This is a genomic window from Streptomyces europaeiscabiei (assembly GCF_001550375.1).
Classification (GTDB): Bacteria; Actinomycetota; Actinomycetes; order Streptomycetales; family Streptomycetaceae; genus Streptomyces; species Streptomyces europaeiscabiei.
Genome location: NZ_LRTR01000509.1, coordinates 1 through 21,006 on the forward strand (window position 1 = coordinate 1; position 21,006 = coordinate 21,006).

Consider the following 21,006-nt stretch of genomic DNA (forward strand, 5'->3'; position numbering starts at 1 on the left):
TCAGGTGGTCAGGTAGAGAATACCGAGGCGTTCGGGTGAACTATGGTTAAGGAACTCGGCAAAATGCCCCCGTAACTTCGGGAGAAGGGGGGCCATCACTGGTGAGGGAACTTGCTTCCTGAGCTGGGGGTGGCCGCAGAGACCAGCGAGAAGCGACTGTTTACTAAAAACACAGGTCCGTGCGAAGCCGTAAGGCGATGTATACGGACTGACGCCTGCCCGGTGCTGGAACGTTAAGGGGACCGGTTAGTCACATTTCGGTGTGGCGAAGCTGAGAACTTAAGCGCCAGTAAACGGCGGTGGTAACTATAACCATCCTAAGGTAGCGAAATTCCTTGTCGGGTAAGTTCCGACCTGCACGAATGGCGTAACGACTTCTCGACTGTCTCAACCATAGGCCCGGTGAAATTGCACTACGAGTAAAGATGCTCGTTTCGCGCAGCAGGACGGAAAGACCCCGGGACCTTTACTACAGTTTGATATTGGTGTTCGGTTCGGCTTGTGTAGGATAGCTGGGAGACTTTGAAGCGGCCACGCCAGTGGTTGTGGAGTCGTCGTTGAAATACCAGTCTGGTCGTGCTGGATGTCTAACCTGGGTCCGTGATCCGGATCAGGGACAGTGTCTGATGGGTAGTTTAACTGGGGCGGTTGCCTCCTAAAGAGTAACGGAGGCGCCCAAAGGTTCCCTCAGCCTGGTTGGCAATCAGGTGTTGAGTGTAAGTGCACAAGGGAGCTTGACTGTGAGACCGACGGGTCGAGCAGGGACGAAAGTCGGGACTAGTGATCCGGCGGTGGCTTGTGGAAGCGCCGTCGCTCAACGGATAAAAGGTACCCCGGGGATAACAGGCTGATCTTCCCCAAGAGTCCATATCGACGGGATGGTTTGGCACCTCGATGTCGGCTCGTCGCATCCTGGGGCTGGAGTCGGTCCCAAGGGTTGGGCTGTTCGCCCATTAAAGCGGTACGCGAGCTGGGTTTAGAACGTCGTGAGACAGTTCGGTCCCTATCCGCTGCGCGCGCAGGAATATTGAGAAGGGCTGTCCCTAGTACGAGAGGACCGGGACGGACGAACCTCTGGTGTGCCAGTTGTCCTGCCAAGGGCATGGCTGGTTGGCTACGTTCGGGAGGGATAACCGCTGAAAGCATCTAAGCGGGAAGCCTGCTTCGAGATGAGTATTCCCACCCACTTGATGGGGTAAGGCTCCCAGTAGACGACTGGGTTGATAGGCCAGATATGGAAGCCTGGTAACGGGTGGAGTTGACTGGTACTAATAGGCCGAGGGCTTGTCCTCAGTTGCTCGCGTCCACTGTGTTGGTTCTGAAACCACGAACAACCCCATTCCCTTGTTTGGTCACGGGGGATGGTGCGGTTGAGTGTTTCATAGTGTTTCGGTGGTCATAGCGTGAGGGAAACGCCCGGTTACATTCCGAACCCGGAAGCTAAGCCTTACAGCGCCGATGGTACTGCAGGGGGGACCCTGTGGGAGAGTAGGACGCCGCCGAACTCCTTTTAGAGCTCTGGCTCTTGGGCACACTGCCCAAGAGCCAGAGCTTTTTTGCGTTGAGGTAGGGTCAGAGGGCATCGTTGGCTCATTTCCCACAGGAGGCCCCCGGGTGGAGGTACAGGAGACCCGGGTCCAGACGGACCGGGTCCTCACCATCCCGAACATTCTCAGCATGGCGCGGCTCGTTGGCGTGCCCGTCTTCCTGTGGTTGATTCTCTGGCCCGAGTTCGGCGGTCCCAAGGTCGATGGCTGGGCGTTCCTGGTGATCGCTCTCAGCGGCGTCAGTGACTATCTGGACGGCATGCTGGCGCGGCGCTGGAACCAGATCAGCAGTCTTGGCCGGCTCCTCGATCCCGCGGCTGACAGGTTGTACATTCTGTCAACTCTGGTGGGACTCACCTGGCGCGAGATTCTGCCATTTTGGTTGACCGCTCTACTGCTGTTGCGGGAGCTGGTTCTGCTGGTGATGGTGGGCATCCTCAGGCGGCACGGCTATCCGCCGCCCCAGGTGAACTTTCTCGGGAAGGCGGCTACCTTCAACTTGATGTACGCCTTCCCGTTGCTACTGCTCAGTGACGGAAGTGGATGGATCTCGTCACTCGCTGCTATTTTCGGATGGGCGTTCGCTGGATGGGGTACAACCCTGTACTGGTGGGCAGGGATCCTCTACGTGGTTCAGGTCCGCCGACTCGTCAGTGCGGACGCCATGGCCGATTGAGCCCGCCCGATTGGGCGGCCGTAGTGGCTCGATGGCCCGCTTTGGAAAAGTGCGGGACAATCTGGACGGGTGAAGTCGGCTTGACCGTCTCTTCAAGGAGGACGCTTCCGACATGAAGGCCGTCGTGATGGCCGGAGGTGAAGGCACACGCCTTCGCCCCATGACCTCGAGCATGCCCAAGCCGCTCCTGCCCGTGGTGAACCGCCCGATCATGGAGCACGTACTGAGGCTGCTCAAAAGGCATGGGCTCAACGAGACCGTCGTTACAGTCCAGTTCCTGGCGTCACTCGTCAAGAACTACTTCGGTGACGGCGAGGAGCTCGGGATGGAGCTCACCTATGCCAATGAGGAGAAGCCACTCGGTACCGCCGGGAGCGTCAAGAACGCCGAGGAAGCGCTGAAGGACGATGCGTTCCTCGTCATCTCCGGCGATGCCCTCACGGACTTCGACCTCACCGAACTCATCAATTTCCACAAGGAAAAGGGTGCGCTGGTCACCGTCTGTCTGACACGGGTGCCGAATCCGTTGGAATTCGGTATCACGATCGTGGACGAGGAAGGCAAGGTCGAGCGGTTCCTGGAGAAGCCGACCTGGGGGCAGGTCTTCTCGGACACCGTGAACACGGGCATCTACGTCATGGAGCCCGAAGTGTTCGACTACGTCGAGGCCGATGTTCCCGTCGACTGGTCCGGTGACGTCTTCCCACAGCTGATGAAGGAGGGCAAGCCGGTCTACGGCTATGTCGCCGAGGGCTACTGGGAGGACGTCGGTACGCACGAGAGCTATGTGAAGGCTCAGGCGGACGTACTGGAGGGCAAGGTCGACGTCGAGATCGACGGGTTCGAACTCTCGCCCGGAGTGTGGATCGCCGAAGGCGCGGAGGTGCACCCCGACGCCGTGCTGCGAGGACCGCTCTACATCGGGGACTACGCCAAGGTCGAGGCCGGCGTCGAAATCCGTGAACACACCGTGGTGGGCTCGAATGTCGTCGTGAAGAGCGGGGCCTTTCTGCACAAGGCCGTGGTCCACGACAACGTCTACATCGGCCAGCACAGCAATCTGCGTGGATGCGTGGTCGGCAAGAACACCGACATCATGCGGGCCGCACGGATCGAGGACGGCGCGGTGATCGGCGACGAGTGCCTCGTCGGCGAGGAATCGATCATCCAGGGGAACGTTCGCGTCTATCCGTTCAAGACGATCGAGGCCGGTGCTTTCGTCAACACCTCGGTGATCTGGGAATCCCGGGGGCAGGCGCATCTGTTCGGCGCCCGTGGTGTCTCCGGCATCCTGAATGTGGAGATCACCCCCGAGCTGGCCGTGAGGCTCGCCGGAGCGTACGCCACGACGCTCAAGAAGGGCTCCACGGTCACCACTGCCCGAGACCACTCCCGAGGTGCCCGTGCGCTGAAACGGGCGGTCATCTCGGCACTGCAGGCCAGCGCCATCGACGTACGGGATCTGGAGAACGTACCGCTGCCGGTGGCGCGGCAGCAGACCGCGCGGGGCAGTGCCGGCGGGATCATGATTCGGACGACGCCGGGCGTTCCCGACTCGGTCGACATCATGTTCTTCGACGGCCAGGGTGCCGACCTCTCGCAGGCCAGTCAGCGGAAGCTGGACCGGGTGTTCGCGCGGCAGGAGTACCGGCGCGCGTTCCCGGGAGAGATCGGGGACCTGTACTTCCCGGCGAGTGTGTTCGACTCGTACACCGGTTCGTTGCTGCGGAACGTGGACACGACCGGGATCGCCGAGTCGGGACTCAAGGTCGTCGTGGACGCGTCCAACGGCAGTGCCGGTCTCGTGCTGCCGAGTCTGCTCGGCAAGCTGGGTGTCGACTCGTTGACGATCAACCCCGGTCTCGACGAGTCGAGGCCGACGGAGACGGGCGACATGCGGCGGGCGGGGCTGGTGCGGCTGGGCGAGATCGTGGCGTCCTCGCGAGCCGCGTTCGGTGTGCGGTTCGACCCGGTCGGTGAACGGCTGTCGCTGGTCGACGAGAAGGGGCGGATCGTCGAGGACGACCGGGCCCTGCTGGTCATGCTCGACCTGGTGGCCGCGGAGCGGCGGAGCGGCCGGGTGGCGCTGCCGGTGACCACCACGAGGATCGGCGAGCAGGTCGCGGCGTACCACGGCACCCAGGTCGAGTGGACGACCACTTCGCCGGACGACCTCACGCGGGTCGGCGGGGACGAGACCACGATCTTCGGCGGTGACGGGCGCGGCGGGTTCATCGTGCCGGAGTTCAGCAGCGTCTTCGACGGGGCGGCGGCCTTCGTACGGCTCATCGGGCTGGTGGCGCGGACACAGCTCACACTCAGCCAGATCGACGCGCGTATTCCGCGGGCGCATGTCCTCAAGCGGGATCTCGCCACCCCGTGGGCCGTCAAGGGCCTCGTGATGCGCCGGGTCGTGGAGGCGGCCGGGGATCGCTTCGTCGACACGACCGACGGTGTGCGGGTCGTGGAGACGGACGGTCGGTGGGTGATGGTTCTGCCGGACCCGGCCGAGGCCGTCACTCATCTGTGGGCCGAGGGGCCCGACGACGCCTCCGCGCAGGCCCTGCTCGATGAGTGGTCGGCAGTCGTGGACAGCGCGGGTCGCTGAACCGCCTCGCACGCGCGCGTGCCGGACAGGTGCCCTCAACGGGGCCTGTCCGGCACGCCGGTGGGGCCATTCGGAGGTAGTGGTCGCGACGTGCGACGATGTGCGGCATGCCGCAGCAGCCCCCCGTTCGGAGCACACCCACGCGCCCGTCGCGTCCGGACGCCTCCATGTCGCTGCTCAACAACGTCATGGATCACAGCCTCGATGACGGATACGCCGAGGCCGCCGCCCGCAGGAAGGCCGCGGGCACCGAGGGCACGCCCAAAACCGTGCGGGCCAAGGTGGGGCTCGCGGTCGGCCTGGTGCTCGCCGCCCTGGTGGTGACGGTGGGTGCGGCGCAGGCGCGGATAAGCGCTCCCGTGGTCGCCAAGGAGCGCGAGGAGCTCATCGACCGGATCCAGGAGGAGACCGCGGCCGCGGACAAGCTCGAGGACTCCGTGGACGAGCTCCGTGACGACGTGAGCGCACGGCAGCGCAAGGCGCTCAAGGATGACGGCGGCAGCGCCGGGCACGACCTGGTGGGCATCCTGTCTGGCGCCGTCGAGGTGCACGGCCCCGGGGTGCGGCTCGTCGTCAACGACTCCAAGGGCGCCGGCCAGGGCGGTGACGGTGACCCGCGAGAGACGTCCGGATTCTCGGACACCGGCCGGGTCCGCGACCGGGACATGCAGCGCGTCGTCAACGGGCTGTGGGAGTCGGGCGCCGAGGCCGTCTCGATCAACGGACAGCGGCTCACCGCGCTGTCGGCGATCAGGGCCGCCGGCGACGCGATACTGGTCGACAACAAGCCGCTGGCACCGCCCTACACGGTCCTCGCGGTGGGGGACGGGCAACGGTTGAGCACCAAGTTCCAGAACAGCCCCGACGGGCTGTATCTGCACGCCCTCCAGGAGAACTTCGGCATCCGGACGAGCATCTCCGTCGAGGACGACATCAAGGTGCCGGCCGCGCCGAGCGTGATCGTACGAACAGCACAACCCAGCACAGAGAAGGGCACATCGTGATCGCCGTACTGGGCCTCGTCCTCGGAGTCGTGGCCGGACTGTTGGTCCGGCCCGAGGTACCGGCGGTCGTCGAGCCGTATCTCCCCATCGCCGTGGTCGCGGCGCTCGACGCCGTCTTCGGTGGTCTGCGCTCGATGCTGGACGGCATCTTCGACGACAAGGTCTTCGTGGTGTCGTTCCTGTCGAACGTGGTCGTGGCCGCCCTGATCGTCTTCCTCGGCGACAAGCTGGGCGTCGGCGCCCAGCTGTCCACGGGCGTCGTGGTCGTCCTCGGTATCCGTATCTTCTCCAACGCCGCGGCGATCCGCCGGCACGTGTTCCGGGCGTGAGGCCGATGAACGAGCGGGACGAGACGCCGAGGCCGAAGCCGACAACGGGCGGGGGAGAGGACGACACACCGACGACCCAGCTACGCCGGGAACTCCCCCAGGAAGTGCCCTCCACGGCCGCCGAGGAGCCCGGCGAGGCTCCGCGGGAGGAGAAGGACAAGCTGACCGGACGGCAGCGGCTGGCACAGGGACTGTGGCCGCCGCGCTTCACCCGTGCCCAACTCATCGTCGCCCTCCTGCTGTTCGGCCTCGGCTTCGGACTGGCCATCCAGGTGGCCTCCAACAACGACGACAGCGCGCTGCGCGGAGCACGCCAGGAAGACCTCGTACGCATCCTGGATGAACTGGATGACCGTACTCAGCGTCTGGAGGAGGAGAAGCAGGGTCTCGAGGATCAGCGCACCGAGCTGGAGAACAGCTCGGACCAGGCCGAGGAGGCACGCAAGCAGACGGTCGAGAAGGAGCGGCAGCTCGGCATTCTGGCGGGCACCGTGGCGGCGCAGGGACCCGGCATCACACTGACGATCGACGATACGAAGGGGACGGTCGAGGCGAACATGTTGCTCGACGCGATCCAGGAGCTGCGCGCGGCCGGCGCGGAGGCGATCCAGGTGAACGGCGTCCGGGTCGTGGCCAGCACTTATCTGACCGATTCCGGCGAGGGAGTCAGTGTCGACGGGAACAAGATCACCCAGCCCTTTCGTTTCAAGGTCATCGGCAACCCGCAGGACCTCGAGCCCGCACTGAACATCCCCGGAGGCGTGGTGCAGACACTGGAGAAGGAGCAGGCCACCGTGACCGTGCGGCGGGCGGACAAGATCGTCGTGGATGCCTTGCGAGCGGCGAAGCGGCCTGACTACGCTCGGTCGTCCTCCCGGTGAACCGTAGGTGCATGGGGCCCGTCCGGCGAGGGCATGAGGTTGCGGGGGGTCGGCGCACCGAATGGTTGGTGCGTGGTGGAAACTGTCTGGTGGATACGGACGTTGTGAGGTTGTCCGGGTCGGCCGGTGTGTTCAGTCAGGGTTCGTCCTGCCCCACGGGCGGGTCTGTTTCGGTCAAGGGGAATCGCCCGTGAAGTTGTTTGCGAAGTTGTTCGGCAAGAGCGCGCGAGAGGGAAGCGACAACGCGACCTCCCGTCATCGCGCGCAGCCTTCGGAAGCGGAGGGGCAGGGCGGTGAGCGCCCGCTGTTCCGGGACCAGGTGACTGGTCCGGGAGGTGACATTTCGGGAGGTCAGGGCGCGCCGTCTGTTGACCCTGCCCAGTCGGGCCGCATAGGTTTCGGGGCCTCAGACCCGTATGCGTCCAATGCCCCGGCGGGGCAGCCGCGGCAGGAGGATCCGTCGATGTCGGCCCTGGTGTGTACGAGGTGCGGTAACCGCAATGCGGAGAACAGCCGCTTCTGCTCGAACTGCGGTGCTCCGCTGCGGGCCGGCGCGACCGCCGAGCGTCCGTCCGAGACGACCTCCACCATCTCCATCTCCGGCCTCGAGGCCTACGACTCCGAGGTCACCGGTCAGACTCAGCTGCCGGCGCTCTCCCCCGAGGCCCAGGCAGCCGTCGACGCGCTGCCGCTCGGCTCGGCGCTGCTGGTCGTGCGCCGTGGCCCGAACGCGGGCAGTCGCTTCCTGCTGGACGGCGATCTGACCACGGCGGGCCGTCATCCGCAGAGCGACATCTTCCTGGACGACGTGACCGTGTCGCGTCGCCATGTGGAGTTCCGTCGAGGTCAGGACGGCTCGTTCACGGTCGCCGACGTCGGCAGTCTGAACGGCACGTACGTCAATCGTGAGCGGATCGACCAGGTCGCCCTGCACAACGGCGACGAGGTGCAGATCGGCAAGTACCGGCTGGTCTTCTACGCGAGCCAGCGGGGCTACTGACCCTCCCCCGGACCGCGTCCGGGGAACCCCAGGGAAGGTCCATGCTTCGAACAACGAGCGGTGGTGCCGACCACGGCACCGCCGCCGCGGACAGTGGCCTGATGAGCATCGGCACGGTGCTGAACACATTGCGCGAGGAGTTTCCCGAGGTAACCATCTCCAAGATCCGTTTCCTGGAGTCGGAGGGGCTCATCGAGCCGCAGCGGACCCCCTCGGGGTATCGCAAGTTCAGTGCCGAGGACGTCGAGCGGCTCGGACACGTCCTCAGGATGCAGCGGGACCACTATCTGCCGCTCAAGGTGATCCGTGAGTATCTGGAGGCTCTGGGGCGTGGTGAGGACGTCCGTCCGCCGTCCGTGGGGCGTCAGCGCGACGTTGGTGACGCAGAGCGCCTGAGCGAGCTGTTCGGGGAGCCCGAGGAGCCTACGGCCGCCCGGATAGGGCGCGGCGAGCTCGTCGTCGGCGCCGGGATCGATGAGGAGCAGCTGGCCGAGTGGGAGTCGTACGGGCTGGTGGCCCCACTGCCGGACGGGTCGTACGACGCCGAGGTTCTCACCGTTGCCACGCTTGTGGTGGAACTGGGGCGGTTCGGTATCGAGCCCCGGCATCTGAGATTGATGCGGGCGGCCGCGGACCGCGAGGCGGGGCTCGTCGATCAGGTCGTGGCGCCCCTGCGCCGCCACCGTAATCCGCAGACCAGGGCCCATGCGGAGGACCGTACGAGGGAGCTGGCAGGGCTCACGGTCAAGTTGCACGCCGCTCTCGTGCAGAGTGCGCTGGGTGTACGGCTCCGCTGAGGCGGCGGTGTTCGCCTGTGGCGGATCGGTCGGCCGATCCGAGCCCGACTACCCAAACATCCCGAGCACGGCCTAGGGTTGCTGTGTGAACGAGCTCGATGTCGTAGGTGTCCGGGTCGAAATGCCCTCCAACCAACCGATCGTGCTCCTGCGCGAAGTGGGAGGCGACCGTTACCTCCCCATCTGGATCGGGCCGGGGGAGGCGACGGCGATCGCTTTCGCCCAGCAGGGCATGGCCCCCGCACGACCGCTGACCCACGACCTGTTCAAGGACGTGCTGGAGGCCGTGGGCCAGGAACTCACGGAAGTGCGCATCACCGACCTGCGTGAGGGCGTCTTCTACGCGGAGCTGGTGTTCGCCAGTGGGGTCGAGGTGAGTGCCCGTCCCTCCGACGCCATAGCGCTGGCGCTGCGTACCGGAACGCCGATCTTCGGCAGTGACGGGGTGCTCGACGACGCGGGCATCGCGATCCCGGACGAGCAGGAGGACGAGGTGGAGAAGTTCCGCGAGTTCCTCGACCAGATCTCGCCCGAGGACTTCGGGACGAACAGTCAGTGAGGTCGGGCCTGGGGTCCGGCAGGGCTGACGGGCCTTGACGCCGCCGGTGGTCACCGGTGGCAGGTGCGCGGGAGAGTCGCGCGACGGGCCGGCAGAGGCGCGTCCGGTGTGGCTGGTCGAAGCTGCCGGTGCGAGGGCGCCGTGGGCGCGGTCGGTGCGAGTGTTCGCCCTGGGGCGGCACATGCCCGGGGCGGGTGCGCTGTCAGGCAGCTTGGCCGGAGCGCATTCGGCTAGCCTTTCCCCGCGGGAGGGCACGGGAAACCACTCTCAGGGTGATTATCACTCGGCGTGGCGAGTGCGGTGGTCGTTGACGCGCCCCTGGTGGCTGCCTACCGTCGATAGGGCAGGTCAAGGACGGAGGTCGGCGTGAGAAGCAGCGGCGACGGTACGGCTGGGGGTGCCCCCGGACGCAAACTGGGGGACGGCGGCCCGTACCCGCTTCACGGCAGCGCGGCCGGTCACGTCCCGCAGCGGCCCACGGCTGTGCAGGACGGTGCGGAGGCGACTCCGGAGTCGCACGAGAGCGTCGGCTATCGCGGTCCCACAGCGTGTGCGGCCGCCGGCATCACCTACCGGCAGCTCGACTACTGGGCCCGCACCGGTCTCGTGGAGCCGAGCGTGCGGACCGCCCAGGGCTCGGGGACACAGCGCCTCTACAGTTTCCGGGACGTCGTCGTCCTGAAGATCGTGAAACGGTTCCTCGACACGGGAGTGTCGCTCCAGAACATCCGCACCGCCGTCCAGCACCTGCGGGAGCGGGGCTTCAGCGATCTGGAGCGGATGACATTGATGAGCGACGGTGCGACGGTCTACGAGTGCACCTCGCCCGACGAGGTGCACGCCCTGCTCCAGGGCGGCCAGGGGGTCTTCGGAATCGCCGTCGGGGTGGTCTGGCGTGACGTGGAAAGCGCTCTCTCTCAGTTGCACGGGGAGCGGGTCGACACGGGGGAGACGCTCGTGGGCCACAATCCCGCGGACGAGCTCGCGCGGCGGCGGAACCGGGCGGTCTGAGGGGCATCGCGGCCTGCCTGCCCCGAGGCGAGGCCGCTCGGGGCGCGGGCGTGGCCTGGGGAGCCGGTCGCATGGGGCATTGTCAGTGGCGTAGGGCAGCATCGGAGATGTGAGAACCGCGCCCACGATCCTGCATCTCGACATGGATGCCTTCTACGCCTCGGCGGAGCAGGCGTCCAAGCCGAGTCTGCGTGGGAAAGCCGTTGTCGTGGGCGGGCTCGGGCCGCGTGGAGTGGTCGCGACGGCGTCGTACGAAGCCCGCGTACTCGGAGTGCACTCGGCGATGCCGACGGCGCAGGCGCGTCGGCTCGCGCCGAACGCCGCGTATCTCACGCCGCGGTTCACGTTCTACCGGACGATCAGCGATCAGGTCATGGGGTTGTTGCGTGATCTCTCGCCGCTGGTGGAGCCGCTGAGCCTGGATGAGGCGTTCGTGGACCTGGAGGCCGGGGGCGCCGCCCGGGACGAGGCATCGGCACGGCTGGTGGGGGCGCGGTTGCGTGCGGACATACGGGCGGTGACCGCGTTGACGGGATCCGTCGGGCTCGCGGCCTCCAAGATGCTCGCGAAGATCGGCTCCGAGCAGGCCAAGCCGGACGGGCTGGTGCTGATCGAGCCCGGGACCGAGCGGGCGTTGCTGGGGCCCATGTCCGTGCGGATCCTGCCGGGGGTGGGGCCGGCGACCGGGGACCATCTGCGGCGGGCCGGGATCACCACGGTCGAGGAGATCGTGGAGGCGGGGGAGGACGAGGTCGTACGGCTGCTGGGAAAGGCCCATGGACACGGGCTGTACGCGATGGCGCTGGCGCGGGACGACCGGGCGGTGGTGGCCGAGCGGGACACGAAGTCGGTGTCGGTGGAGGACACCTACGACGTGGACATCCATGACCGGGTGCGGGTCCGGATGGAGGTGCAACGGCTTGCGGACCGGTGCGTGCAGAGGTTGCGGGGTGCCGGGCTGTCGGGCCGGACGATCGTGTTGAAGGTGCGGCGGTACGACTTTTCGACGCTGACCCGGTCCGAGACGCTGCGGGGGCCCACGGACGACCCCGCGGTGGTGCGGGAGGCCGCGGCGCGGCTGCTGGAGGCCGTGGACACGACGGGTGGGGTGCGGTTGCTGGGGGTGGGGGTGAGCGGGCTCGCCGACTACACGCAGGAGGACCTGTTCGCGCAGGCGGCGGGGGAGCCGGAGCTGGTGGAGGAAGAGACCGGGGCCGCCGCGGAAGCGCCCGCGGTGGAGGAGAGCGCGGGTGCGGAGCGGCAGTGGAGGGCCGGGAATGACGTACGGCATGCCGAGTACGGGCATGGGTGGGTGCAGGGGAGCGGGCTGGGGCGGGTGACCGTGCGGTTCGAGACGCCGCTCGACGTGGGGCCGGGGCGGGTGCGGACCTTCAGGACGGACGATCCGGCGCTGGAGCCGGCGGAGCCGTTGCCGCTGGTGCCGGATGGGGTGCGGGGCTGAGGTGGGCGGGACCGAGTCTGCTCCGTTGTGGTGGGGCGGGACGGAGGAGGGTGTGAGGAAGCGACGTAAGGGAGGGCCGGGCCAGGCAGGAAGTCAGGGAGCGTGGGGGCGGGGGAGAAGAGGCGCGGATTCCCCCGGGGCCATCGGTCAGGCGTCTTCCTGCCCCGCGACGTTTCCGAGGTCGTGGTCCATGGGTGGGGGCGGGGCTATGTCCAGGCCGTAGTGGTGGTAGAGCTGGAGTTCTTGCTCCGGGGAGAGGTGGCGGCCTACGCCGAAGTCGGGGGCGTCCTTGATGAGGGTGCGGTCGAAGGGGACATGGAGGGTGCCTTCGATCAGTTTGCTGGGCTCCAGGGGGACGAAGGCGTCGCGGCCGAAGAACCCCATGCGTATCGCGGCCCACTCGGGGATGCCGGTGGCGTCGTCCAGGTAGACCTCGTCCACGGTGCCGATCTTGCTGCCCTTGCGGTCGAACGCCTTGCGGCCGATCAGGTTGCGCGGATCGATGTCGGTCTGCACGGGCCCTCCAAGTGGTTCGCAGAGGAGTCGCAATCATCCCTCACCCCTACGAAAAGGCACATCGGGGAAGGTGGCCACTCGAAGACTCGTGCGTGAGCCGCGCTGATACTCTGGCAGCGGCTGCTGACCCCGTGCGGGAGAGTCCTCCGGACACCATCCGGAGGCGCCGAAGGAGCAAATCCTCCCCGGAATCTCTCAGGCTCACGTACCGCACGGACGAGGTCACTCTGGAAAGCAGAGCGGGTGTCTCGGCGTCCGCTCTCACCGACGGTGAAAGCCGGTTCGTTCCTGGACCGGTGAAGCTCTCAGGTTGAGATGACAGAGGGGGAGGCCGTCGGGGCGCCCGTGCCGTGGTGCCCCTCGAAGGTCGTGTCAGACCAGGAGGCCTCCGCAATGACCGCCCATCGCATTCCGCTCTCCGAGCTCGAACAGGGAATCCCCTTCGAGCGGCGCCATATCGGCCCAGATGTCGAGGCCCGGGCCAAGATGCTCGCGCACGTCGGGTACGGCTCGCTCGACGAGCTGACGGCGGCCGCGGTCCCGGAAGTGATCAAGAACGCCGAGGCGCTGGACCTTCCCGGCGCGCGGACCGAGGCCGAGGTTCTCGCCGAGCTGCGGTCGCTCGCGGACCGCAACCAGGTGCTCGGCTCGATGATCGGGCTCGGGTACTACGGGACGTTCACGCCGCCCGTCATCCTGCGGAATGTCATGGAGAACCCGGCCTGGTACACCGCTTACACGCCGTATCAGCCCGAGATCTCCCAGGGGCGGCTCGAGGCTCTTCTCAACTTCCAGACCATGGTGGCCGAGCTGACCGGTCTGCCCACCTCCGGGGCCTCCCTGCTGGACGAGGGCACTGCCGCCGCCGAGGCCATGGCGTTGTCCCGCCGCATGGGCAAGAACAAGAAGGGGCTCTTCCTCGTCGACGCGGACGTGCTGCCGCAGACGATCGCCGTGATCGAGACCCGTGCCGAGCCGGCCGGCGTCGAGGTCGTCGTCGCCGACCTCCGTGCGGGGATTCCGGCCGACATCGCCGGGCGGGAGATCAACGGGGTGCTGCTCCAGTACCCGGGCGCCTCCGGTGTCGTACGGGATCTGAAGCCGGTCATCGAGCAGGCGCACGCACTCGGCGCGCTCGTCACCGTCGCCGCCGATCTGCTGGCGCTGACGCTGCTGGCGTCCCCCGGTGAGCTGGGCGCCGACATCGCGGTCGGGACGACGCAGCGGTTCGGTGTGCCGATGGGCTTCGGTGGGCCGCACGCGGGCTACATGGCCGTGCAGGAGAAGTTCGCGCGCAGTCTGCCCGGACGGCTCGTCGGGGTTTCCGTGGACGCGGACGGGCACAAGGCGTACCGGCTCGCCCTGCAGACGCGGGAGCAGCACATCCGCCGGGAGAAGGCGACCAGCAACATCTGCACGGCGCAGGTGCTGCTCGCCGTGATGGCCGGTATGTACGCCGTGTACCACGGGCCGGAGGGGCTGCGGACCATCGCCGGGCGTACCCACCGGTACGCCACCGTGCTCGCCGCGGGGCTCGCGGCCGGTGGGATCGAGGTCGTGCACGGGGCGTACTTCGACACGCTCACCGTGCGGGTGCCGGGGCGGGCCGGAGAGGTGGTGGCCGCCGCGCGGGAACATGGCGTGAACCTGCACCTCGTGGACGCCGACCTGGTGTCGATCTCCTGCGACGAGACCACGACGCGGGCGCAGCTGGGTGCCGTATGGACCGCCTTCGGGGTGGAGGGGGACGTCGAGGCCCTCGACGCCGCCGCCGCGGACACACTGCCCGAATCGCTGCTGCGGTCGGACGACTACCTCACGCACCCGGTGTTCCACGACCACCGCTCCGAGACCGCGATGCTGCGCTACCTGCGCCGGCTCGCCGACCGGGACTACGCGCTGGACCGGGGCATGATCCCGCTGGGCTCCTGCACGATGAAGCTCAACGCGACCACCGAGATGGAGCCGGTGACGTGGCCGGAGTTCGGCCAGCTGCACCCGTTCGCGCCCGCCGGGCAGGCGCAGGGGTATCTCACGCTCATCCGTGAGCTGGAGGAGGGGCTGGCGGAGGCCACCGGGTACGACAAGGTGTCGCTGCAGCCGAACGCGGGCTCGCAGGGTGAGCTGGCCGGGCTGCTGGCCGTACGTGGGTACCACCGGGCCAATGGCGACGAGCAGCGGACCGTGTGTCTCATCCCGTCCTCCGCGCACGGCACGAACGCGGCGAGCGCCGTCATGGCCGGCATGAGGGTCGTCGTCGTGAAGACCGCCGAGGACGGCGAGATCGACGTCGAGGATCTGCGGGCGAAGATCGAGCAGTACCGCGATGAGCTGTCCGTGCTGATGATCACGTATCCGTCGACGCACGGGGTGTTCGAGGAGCATGTGGCCGACATCTGCGCGCAGGTGCACGATGCGGGCGGTCAGGTGTACGTCGACGGCGCCAACCTCAACGCACTGGTGGGTCTCGCCAAGCCGGGGCACTTCGGTGGTGACGTCTCGCACCTGAACCTGCACAAGACGTTCTGCATCCCGCACGGCGGCGGTGGGCCGGGTGTCGGGCCGGTGGCGGTGCGCGAGCACCTCGCGCCGTACCTGCCGAACCACCCGCTGCAGCCCGCGGCCGGCCCGGAGACGGGCGTGGGCCCGATCTCGGCGGCGCCGTGGGGTTCGGCGGGCATCCTGCCGATCTCGTGGGCGTACGTCCGGCTCATGGGCGGTGAGGGGCTCAAGCGGGCCACGCAGGTGGCCGTGCTCAGCGCCAACTACATCGCCAAGCGGCTGGAGCCGCACTACCCGGTGCTGTACACCGGCCCGGGCGGGCTCGTGGCGCACGAGTGCATCATCGACCTGCGGCCGCTGGCCAAGTCGACCGGGGTGAGCGTCGACGACATCGCCAAGCGACTGATCGACTACGGCTTCCACGCGCCGACGATGTCGTTCCCGGTGGCCGGGACGCTGATGATCGAGCCGACCGAGTCGGAGGACCTCGGTGAGCTGGACCGGTTCTGCGAGGCGATGATCGCGATTCGCGCGGAGATCGAGAAGGTCGGCTCGGGCGAGTGGCCCGCGGACGACAACCCGCTGCGGAACGCGCCGCACACCGCGGGCGCGCTCGGCGGGGAGTGGAAGCACGCCTACACGCGCGAGGAGGCGGTCTTCCCGGCCGGGGTCTCGCGCGCCGACAAGTACTGGCCGCCGGTGCGCCGGATCGACCAGGCCTTCGGCGACCGGAACCTGGTCTGTTCCTGCCCGCCGCTGGACGCTTACGAAGAGTAGTCGGGCGCGGATACGCGTCGGGGCCGGTTCGGAGAGTGCTTCTCCGGCCGGCCCCTCTTGTGTCCGGGCGGACGTCCTGTGCGGGGACGCTCACCCTGCGCGCACATGAGTGCGACTCAGGCGGCTGTCATCACCGTGCCCATCGGGCGGTGCGGCGCGATGATCTGGCCGTCAGGCAGGAGCTCACCGGTGTCCTCGAAGAGCAGAACGCCGTTGCAGAGCAGGCTCCATCCCTGCTCCGGGTGGTGCGCCACGAGTCGGGCGCCTTCCCGGTCGGCGGATTCGGCAGTCGGGCACAGTGGCTGGTGCTGGCACATGGTTGTTGGGATCTTTCGGTTTGTCGTGTGGTCTGAGATGGCTGTTTTGTCTGTCCCGCGGCTTGAAGCCCCGTTCATGGCCGCCCCCCGTTGTGATAAATCGGTCCGGTCCCAGTGTTGCCCCACGGGCGTCAATCCGCAGGCATTTCGCAGCACGACTTCTTCACAGGTTGATGACGCATCGCCTGCCCGGATGGTTCATCTCAACCGCACTGCCCCTTCGGGTGGTTCGCCATGGCCGGATGGGGCTAGTCCGACGCCGGGGAAGGTGCGTGAATAGCTCGTACGAGCGTATTGGTGCCCGAAAGAGCGGCAATTCCCGGTAAGGGGGAAAGCAAGTGCCCCGCCACCGGATATCGGCAGCGGGGCGCGAGCGGTACGCATGACGAGGCGGCCCTGGTGTCAGGCGGGCGATCCCAGGAGTGGGGCGGCTGTCAGCCGGGTGGTCAGCACCGGGAGGAGATCGGCGACCCGGTGTGGCCGGTGGGCCGCTATGCCGGGCGGTGCGGGCGCCAGCGGGACCAGCAGGTCGTTCGGTGCCGGGTGGCCGGTGGCGCCGTCGGCGGTGGGGTCGGCGTGCAGCCAGAGCGTGAGCATGTACAGCTCGGGCACCGACAGCAGGCGTGGCTGGTAGGGCTGCTGCATGACCTCGGCCTGGCGCAGGGCGCGCTCGGTGGAGGTGATGTAGGGGCCCTCGAAGAAGTGTGAGAACGCCCAGCCGTCCGGGGTCAGCCGGGTTTCGGCGGCGGCCACGGCGCGGTCGCCGCAGCGGATCAGGAACCGCCATCCGGTGAGCCGGGCGGTGCCCGTGCCCTCCGGGGTGATCCGGTCGAGTACGTGGACGGGCAGCGGGAGTTCGGGTGTGGCGGGGCCCTGGGCGTTCTTCAGGGAGGGTGTTCGTGCCTCGTGGACGGCGGTGGGAGAACCGAGTGCCGTGAGGACGGTGCGCAGGGCGGGCGCGGGAGCCGGGGGGACATGCAGCGGCATGGTGGGTCGCCTCTCCATTCGACAGGCACGGTGGCGCGAGGGCGGGGGCGGACGTCGCTGTCAGCTCTCGGGGTCGGAGAGGCGGGTGCCCGGGGTCCGGTGCGTGGGCAGGGTCCGCCGCCCGTGGCCTGACGGCAGGACCGAGGACCGCGAGTGCCGGCTCTCAGCCTCGTTTGCGGAGTTTATACGACACGTGTTCACACGAGGTTTCGGCTAGCCGCTCCGAATATGAAGAGCAAGGCGGTATCCGGTCGCCGGACCATGGCTATCACCCCGATTTTCTGTGGGGGTGTGCCGGTGACCTCGGATTACCGTTGCGTAGCGGACGGCCGGTTCTCGTCGGCGCTTTTCACGAAAGCGCACGGGGGAGAAAGCGCGTGCTCTTTCATGCCCGCTGAATGTGCCAGAAGCATGTCGAGTGAATAAGGTCGGAGGTGACCGTGCTCAGCCTAGCGTGTGCAGGTCGAGCTTGGGACGTTATCAGCGGCTCTGCCTGGGCATCATCAACCGTGGACCCGGGACAGCAGTGGCCGAGTCGTCGGCCTGCCCATCCGAGGAGGGACACTTCGATGGGGGAAAAGGTCGTTGCGGGGCCGTTCGGCCTCTCGGATCGCCAGCAGTACCGCGACAAGCTCCGGCAGTGCCTCACGGGGCTGGAGCGGTTGCTGGAGGAGAAGCGGTTCGACCGCCCCAAGAACCTCATGGGTGTGGAGATCGAGCTGAACCTTGTCGACGGTGACGGTCTGCCGAGAATGATGAATGCGCAAGTACTTGAGCGGATTGCGAGCCGAGATTTCCAAACAGAACTCGCCATGTTCAATCTGGAAGTCAACATAGCTCCACACCGGCTGGAGGGCCGGGTATTCGACCAGCTTTCCGAGGAGTTGCGCACATCCCTCGCGTATGCGGACCGCAAGGCGATCGAGGTGGGCGCGGGAATCGTGATGATCGGCATCCTGCCCACACTGGGCCGTGACGACCTGGTCTCCTCGAATCTCTCCGAGGGCGACCGCTACACCCTGCTGAACGATCAGATCGTCGCCGCCCGCGGGGAGGACTTCACCCTGGACATCGACGGGGTGGAGCGGCTCGTCTGCACCTCGAAGTCCATCGCGCCCGAAGCCGCCTGCACCTCGGTGCAGCTGCACCTCCAGGTCACCCCGGGCCGGTTCGCCGACGTGTGGAACGCCGCCCAGGCGGTCGCCGCCGCGCAGGTCGCCATCGGCGCCAACGCGCCGTTCCTGTTCGGGCACGAGCTGTGGCGGGAGTCGCGGCCGCCGCTGTTCCAGCAGTCCACCGACACCCGGCCGCCCGAACTCCAGGCCCAGGGAGTGCGGCCGCGCACCTGGTTCGGGGAGCGGTGGATCTCCTCGGCGTACGACCTCTTCGAGGAGAACCTGCGCTTCTTCCCGGCCCTGCTGCCCATCTGCGACGACGAGGATCCGATCGGCGTCCTCGACGCGGGCGGCATTCCCTCCCTCGCCGAACTCACCCTGCACAACGGCACGATCTACCGCTGGAACCGTCCCGTCTACGGCATCGCCGACGGGGTCCCGCATCTGCGCGTCGAGAACCGGGTGCTGCCCGCCGGACCGACCATCACGGACGTCATCGCCAACGCGGCCTTCTACTACGGGGTCGTACGCGCTCTCGCCGAGGAGTCGCGGCCCGTGTGGACACGGCTGCCGTTCGAGGCGGCCGCCGCCAACTTCGACGAGGCGTGCCGGCACGGCATCGACGCGCGGTTGCAGTGGCCGCGCGGGCGCTACGGCGGGATGGGTCCGGTGGACGCGGTCAATCTCGTACGGGACGAGCTGTTGCCGCTCGCCGAGGTGGGGCTGGACGCGTGGGGAGTCGAGCCGGTCGACCGGGACTTCTACCTCGGCGTGATCGAGGAACGCTGCCGACGCCGGGTCAACGGGGCGTCCTGGCAGGTGGAAACGTTCCACCAGGCTCTGGCCAAGGGCCTCGGCCGGGATGCGGCGCTGGCCGCCACCACCCGGCGGTACGGCGAGCTGATGCACTCGGGGGAGCCGGTCCACAGCTGGCCGGTCGGGCTGCCGGAGCCGGTGCCGCTGGGCTGAGAGCCGCCTGTGAGGCAAGCCGCCGGAATGCTCCGGACCGCCGCGGGTGATGATGGACCCTCGGCGGGGCCGGACAACTGGAGGCGTGGGTGCAGGGGCAGGCGGAGTCGGTGGAGGGTGCGCTGCCGGGGGAGCGGCCGGGGCGGCGGATTCTGAGGGACGAGACACTGCTCGTGCTCGCGGTCTCGCTCGGCGCGAGCGGGGTGTCCGCGTTGATCAGCTTCGTCGGATCGGTCACCAAGCCGGGCGGGCTGAAGGACCAGGCGGCCACCATGAACGCCTCGGCCGCTCCGGGGCGGCCCTGGCTGGACCTCGCGTGGCAGCTCTTCGGGATCACGGCCGCCCTGGTGCCCGTCGCCCTGGTGGCGCACTTTCTGCTGCGCGAGGGCGCGGGGCTGCGCACCCTCGGGTTCGACCGTACGAAGCCGTGGCCCGACCTCGGCCGGGGCGCGGCGATCGCCGCGGTGATCGGCAGCACGGGCATCGCCTTCTACCTGGCGGCCCGCGGCCTAGGCTTCAACCTCACGGTGGTGCCGGAGGCACTGCCCGAGGTGTGGTGGAAGTACCCCGTGCTGATCCTCTCCGCGATGCAGAACGCGGTCCTCGAAGAGGTCATCGTGGTCGGGTATCTGCTGCGTCGGCTCCAGCAGCTCGGCTGGTCGCCGGGGAGCGCGCTCGCCGCCAGCTCGGTGCTGCGCGGGTCGTACCACCTCTATCAGGGGATCGGCGGCTTCGTCGGCAACATGGTGATGGGCGTGGTGTTCGTCTGTCTGTACCGGCGGTGGGGGCGAGTGGGTCCGCTCGTGGTGGCCCACTCGCTGCTCGACATCGGGGCGTTCGTCGGGTACGCGCTGCTGGCGGGGAAGGTGGACTGGCTGCCCACGCCGTGAGGGGCAGCCGTGGTCAGGGCTGTGTGGTCGGGGCTGTGTGGTCGGGGGCAGGCGGGCGGGCGAGGAGTTCGCCGTCGATGACCGTGACCGCGCGGCCGGAGAGCAGGGTGCGGTCGCCGCGGAGTTCCGTGCGGACGAGGCCGGAGCGGGGGGAGGCCTGCAGGCCGGTGAGGTCCGGGCTGCCCAGTCGTTCCGACCAGAAGGGGGCGAGGGCGGTGTGGGCGCTGCCCGTGACAGGGTCCTCGTCGATGCCGAGGTTGGGGAAGAAGCAGCGCGAGACGTAGTCGTGGCCGGCGGCGGGGTCCGCGGCGCGGGCGGTGGCGATGATGCCGCGCTCGGAGTAGCGGCCGAGGGTGCGCAGGTCGGGGGCGAGACCCAGGACCGTCTTCTCGTCGGCGAGCTCGACCAGCAGGTCGCCCACGCTCGGGCCGGTGTCGACGGCACTCAGCGGCTCGGCTCCGAGAGCTCCGGAGACGCCCTCCGGGACGGTGACCGGGGTGAGGGGCGCGGTCGGGAAGTCGAGGGTGAGGGAGCCGTCCGGCCGGGGCGTGGCGATGAGGACACCGCTGCGCGTGGCGAACCGCACCGGGCCCTCATGGGTGTTCGTGCCGGTCAGGATGTGTGCGGTGGCCAGCGTGGCGTGGCCGCACATCGCTACCTCGGCGACCGGCGTGAACCAGCGCAGCGCCCAGTCGGCCTCGCCGCCCTCGGGGAGGGGATGGGCGAACGCGGTCTCGGCGTGGTTGACCTCCTTGGCCACGTTCTGCAGCCAGACGTCGTCCGGGAAGGCGTCGAGGAGGAGGACTCCGGCGGGGTTGCCGGAGAAGGGGCGGTCGGTGAAGGCGTCGACGATACGAATGCGCATGGGACGAGGCTAGGCAGTCGGTGAAGCGGCGGGCCAAGGCCAATTCCAGGAGGGTGGACCCGTTTTCGGGGGCCATTCGAGGGGCGGGGTGCCGGTTGGCCGGGGCGGTTGCCCGCAGGGCGCTCTGGCACAGTGCCGTGCTGCGTGCTGCGTGCTGCGTGCGGCGTGCGGCGTCGGACCGCCGGGATGCGCGC

Annotated in this window: 17 protein-coding genes, 2 rRNA genes and 1 riboswitch; of the genes, 15 read left to right on the forward strand and 4 right to left on the reverse strand. The window is 68.0% G+C overall.

Features of this window, described 5'->3' with window-relative positions; genetic code table 11:
- From AWZ10_RS24750 to AWZ10_RS24805, 12 genes are all read left to right on the forward strand, one after another.
- Positions 1-1,292, forward strand: a 23S ribosomal RNA gene (locus AWZ10_RS24750); the annotation flags it as partial.
- A gap of 96 nt (positions 1,293-1,388) precedes the next feature.
- Positions 1,389-1,505: ribosomal RNA gene (gene rrf / locus AWZ10_RS24755) — 5S ribosomal RNA — on the forward strand.
- A 109-nt stretch (positions 1,506-1,614) separates the two neighbouring features.
- Positions 1,615-2,223: a cardiolipin synthase ClsA gene (gene clsA, locus AWZ10_RS24760; protein ID WP_037704781.1), complete on the forward strand. Its 609-nt coding sequence runs from the start codon at positions 1,615-1,617 to the stop codon at positions 2,221-2,223.
- Between the two features lie 112 nt (positions 2,224-2,335).
- Positions 2,336-4,831, forward strand: a complete 2,496-nt coding sequence (locus AWZ10_RS24765) for a mannose-1-phosphate guanyltransferase (protein ID WP_046708086.1) — start codon at positions 2,336-2,338, stop codon at positions 4,829-4,831.
- Between the two features lie 98 nt (positions 4,832-4,929).
- Positions 4,930-5,835: a DUF881 domain-containing protein gene (locus AWZ10_RS24770; RefSeq protein ID WP_107417492.1), complete on the forward strand. Its 906-nt coding sequence runs from the start codon at positions 4,930-4,932 to the stop codon at positions 5,833-5,835.
- Positions 5,832-6,164 carry a small basic family protein gene (locus AWZ10_RS24775; RefSeq protein WP_037704786.1) on the forward strand — a complete coding sequence of 111 codons (333 nt, stop codon included), beginning with the start codon at positions 5,832-5,834 and terminating at the stop codon, positions 6,162-6,164. Before AWZ10_RS24770 ends, AWZ10_RS24775 begins: the two co-directional genes overlap by 4 nt.
- Positions 6,165-6,169: 5 nt before the next feature.
- Complete coding sequence (locus AWZ10_RS24780; RefSeq protein ID WP_060892064.1) at positions 6,170-7,045, forward strand: DUF881 domain-containing protein; 876 nt, start codon at positions 6,170-6,172, stop codon at positions 7,043-7,045.
- Positions 7,046-7,106: 61 nt separating this feature from the next.
- Positions 7,107-8,045 (forward strand): FHA domain-containing protein, encoded by a 939-nt coding sequence (locus AWZ10_RS48030; RefSeq protein ID WP_078935624.1) that lies wholly within the window; start codon positions 7,107-7,109, stop codon positions 8,043-8,045.
- Positions 8,046-8,086: 41 nt separating this feature from the next.
- Positions 8,087-8,842: a transcriptional regulator FtsR gene (ftsR, locus tag AWZ10_RS24790; RefSeq protein ID WP_046708089.1), complete on the forward strand. Its 756-nt coding sequence runs from the start codon at positions 8,087-8,089 to the stop codon at positions 8,840-8,842.
- A gap of 85 nt (positions 8,843-8,927) precedes the next feature.
- On the forward strand, positions 8,928-9,401 hold the full coding sequence (locus AWZ10_RS24795; RefSeq protein WP_005475662.1) for a bifunctional nuclease family protein: 474 nt from the start codon (positions 8,928-8,930) through the stop codon (positions 9,399-9,401).
- A 366-nt stretch (positions 9,402-9,767) separates the two neighbouring features.
- A complete protein-coding gene (locus AWZ10_RS24800; RefSeq protein WP_060892065.1) occupies positions 9,768-10,412 on the forward strand; it encodes a MerR family transcriptional regulator in 645 nt (214 codons plus the stop codon).
- Positions 10,413-10,521: 109 nt separating this feature from the next.
- Positions 10,522-11,874 (forward strand): DNA polymerase IV, encoded by a 1,353-nt coding sequence (locus tag AWZ10_RS24805; RefSeq protein ID WP_060892066.1) that lies wholly within the window; start codon positions 10,522-10,524, stop codon positions 11,872-11,874.
- 147 nt (positions 11,875-12,021) lie between these two features.
- On the opposite strand, the gene AWZ10_RS24810 is transcribed toward AWZ10_RS24805, so the two are convergent.
- Positions 12,022-12,390 (reverse strand): PRC-barrel domain-containing protein, encoded by a 369-nt coding sequence (locus AWZ10_RS24810; RefSeq protein ID WP_060892067.1) that lies wholly within the window; start codon positions 12,388-12,390, stop codon positions 12,022-12,024.
- Positions 12,391-12,514: 124 nt separating this feature from the next.
- Positions 12,515-12,611: riboswitch (glycine riboswitch) on the forward strand.
- A gap of 172 nt (positions 12,612-12,783) precedes the next feature.
- Between AWZ10_RS24810 and gcvP the strand changes: the two genes are divergently transcribed.
- Positions 12,784-15,669, forward strand: coding sequence for an aminomethyl-transferring glycine dehydrogenase (gcvP, locus tag AWZ10_RS24815; protein ID WP_060892068.1), 2,886 nt, complete (start codon positions 12,784-12,786; stop codon positions 15,667-15,669).
- A gap of 116 nt (positions 15,670-15,785) precedes the next feature.
- On the opposite strand, the gene AWZ10_RS24820 is transcribed toward gcvP, so the two are convergent.
- Positions 15,786-15,986, reverse strand: coding sequence for a DUF5999 family protein (locus AWZ10_RS24820; protein ID WP_028796697.1), 201 nt, complete (start codon positions 15,984-15,986; stop codon positions 15,786-15,788).
- Between the two features lie 402 nt (positions 15,987-16,388).
- On the reverse strand, positions 16,389-16,973 hold the full coding sequence (locus AWZ10_RS24825; RefSeq protein WP_046709414.1) for a hypothetical protein: 585 nt from the start codon (positions 16,971-16,973) through the stop codon (positions 16,389-16,391).
- A 569-nt stretch (positions 16,974-17,542) separates the two neighbouring features.
- On the opposite strand from AWZ10_RS24825, the gene AWZ10_RS24830 reads away from it, so the two are divergent.
- The gene (locus AWZ10_RS24830) at positions 17,543-19,057 is read left to right on the forward strand and encodes a glutamate-cysteine ligase family protein (protein ID WP_046709415.1); all 1,515 of its coding nucleotides are present in this window, start codon (positions 17,543-17,545) and stop codon (positions 19,055-19,057) included.
- 89 nt (positions 19,058-19,146) lie between these two features.
- A complete protein-coding gene (locus tag AWZ10_RS24835) occupies positions 19,147-19,947 on the forward strand; it encodes a CPBP family intramembrane glutamic endopeptidase (RefSeq protein WP_046709416.1) in 801 nt (266 codons plus the stop codon).
- Between the two features lie 13 nt (positions 19,948-19,960).
- Here the strand turns inward: AWZ10_RS24835 and AWZ10_RS24840 are convergent, their stop codons facing one another.
- Positions 19,961-20,812, reverse strand: a complete 852-nt coding sequence (locus AWZ10_RS24840) for a PhzF family phenazine biosynthesis protein (RefSeq protein WP_060892069.1) — start codon at positions 20,810-20,812, stop codon at positions 19,961-19,963.
- Between the last annotated feature and the right edge of the window lie 194 nt (positions 20,813-21,006).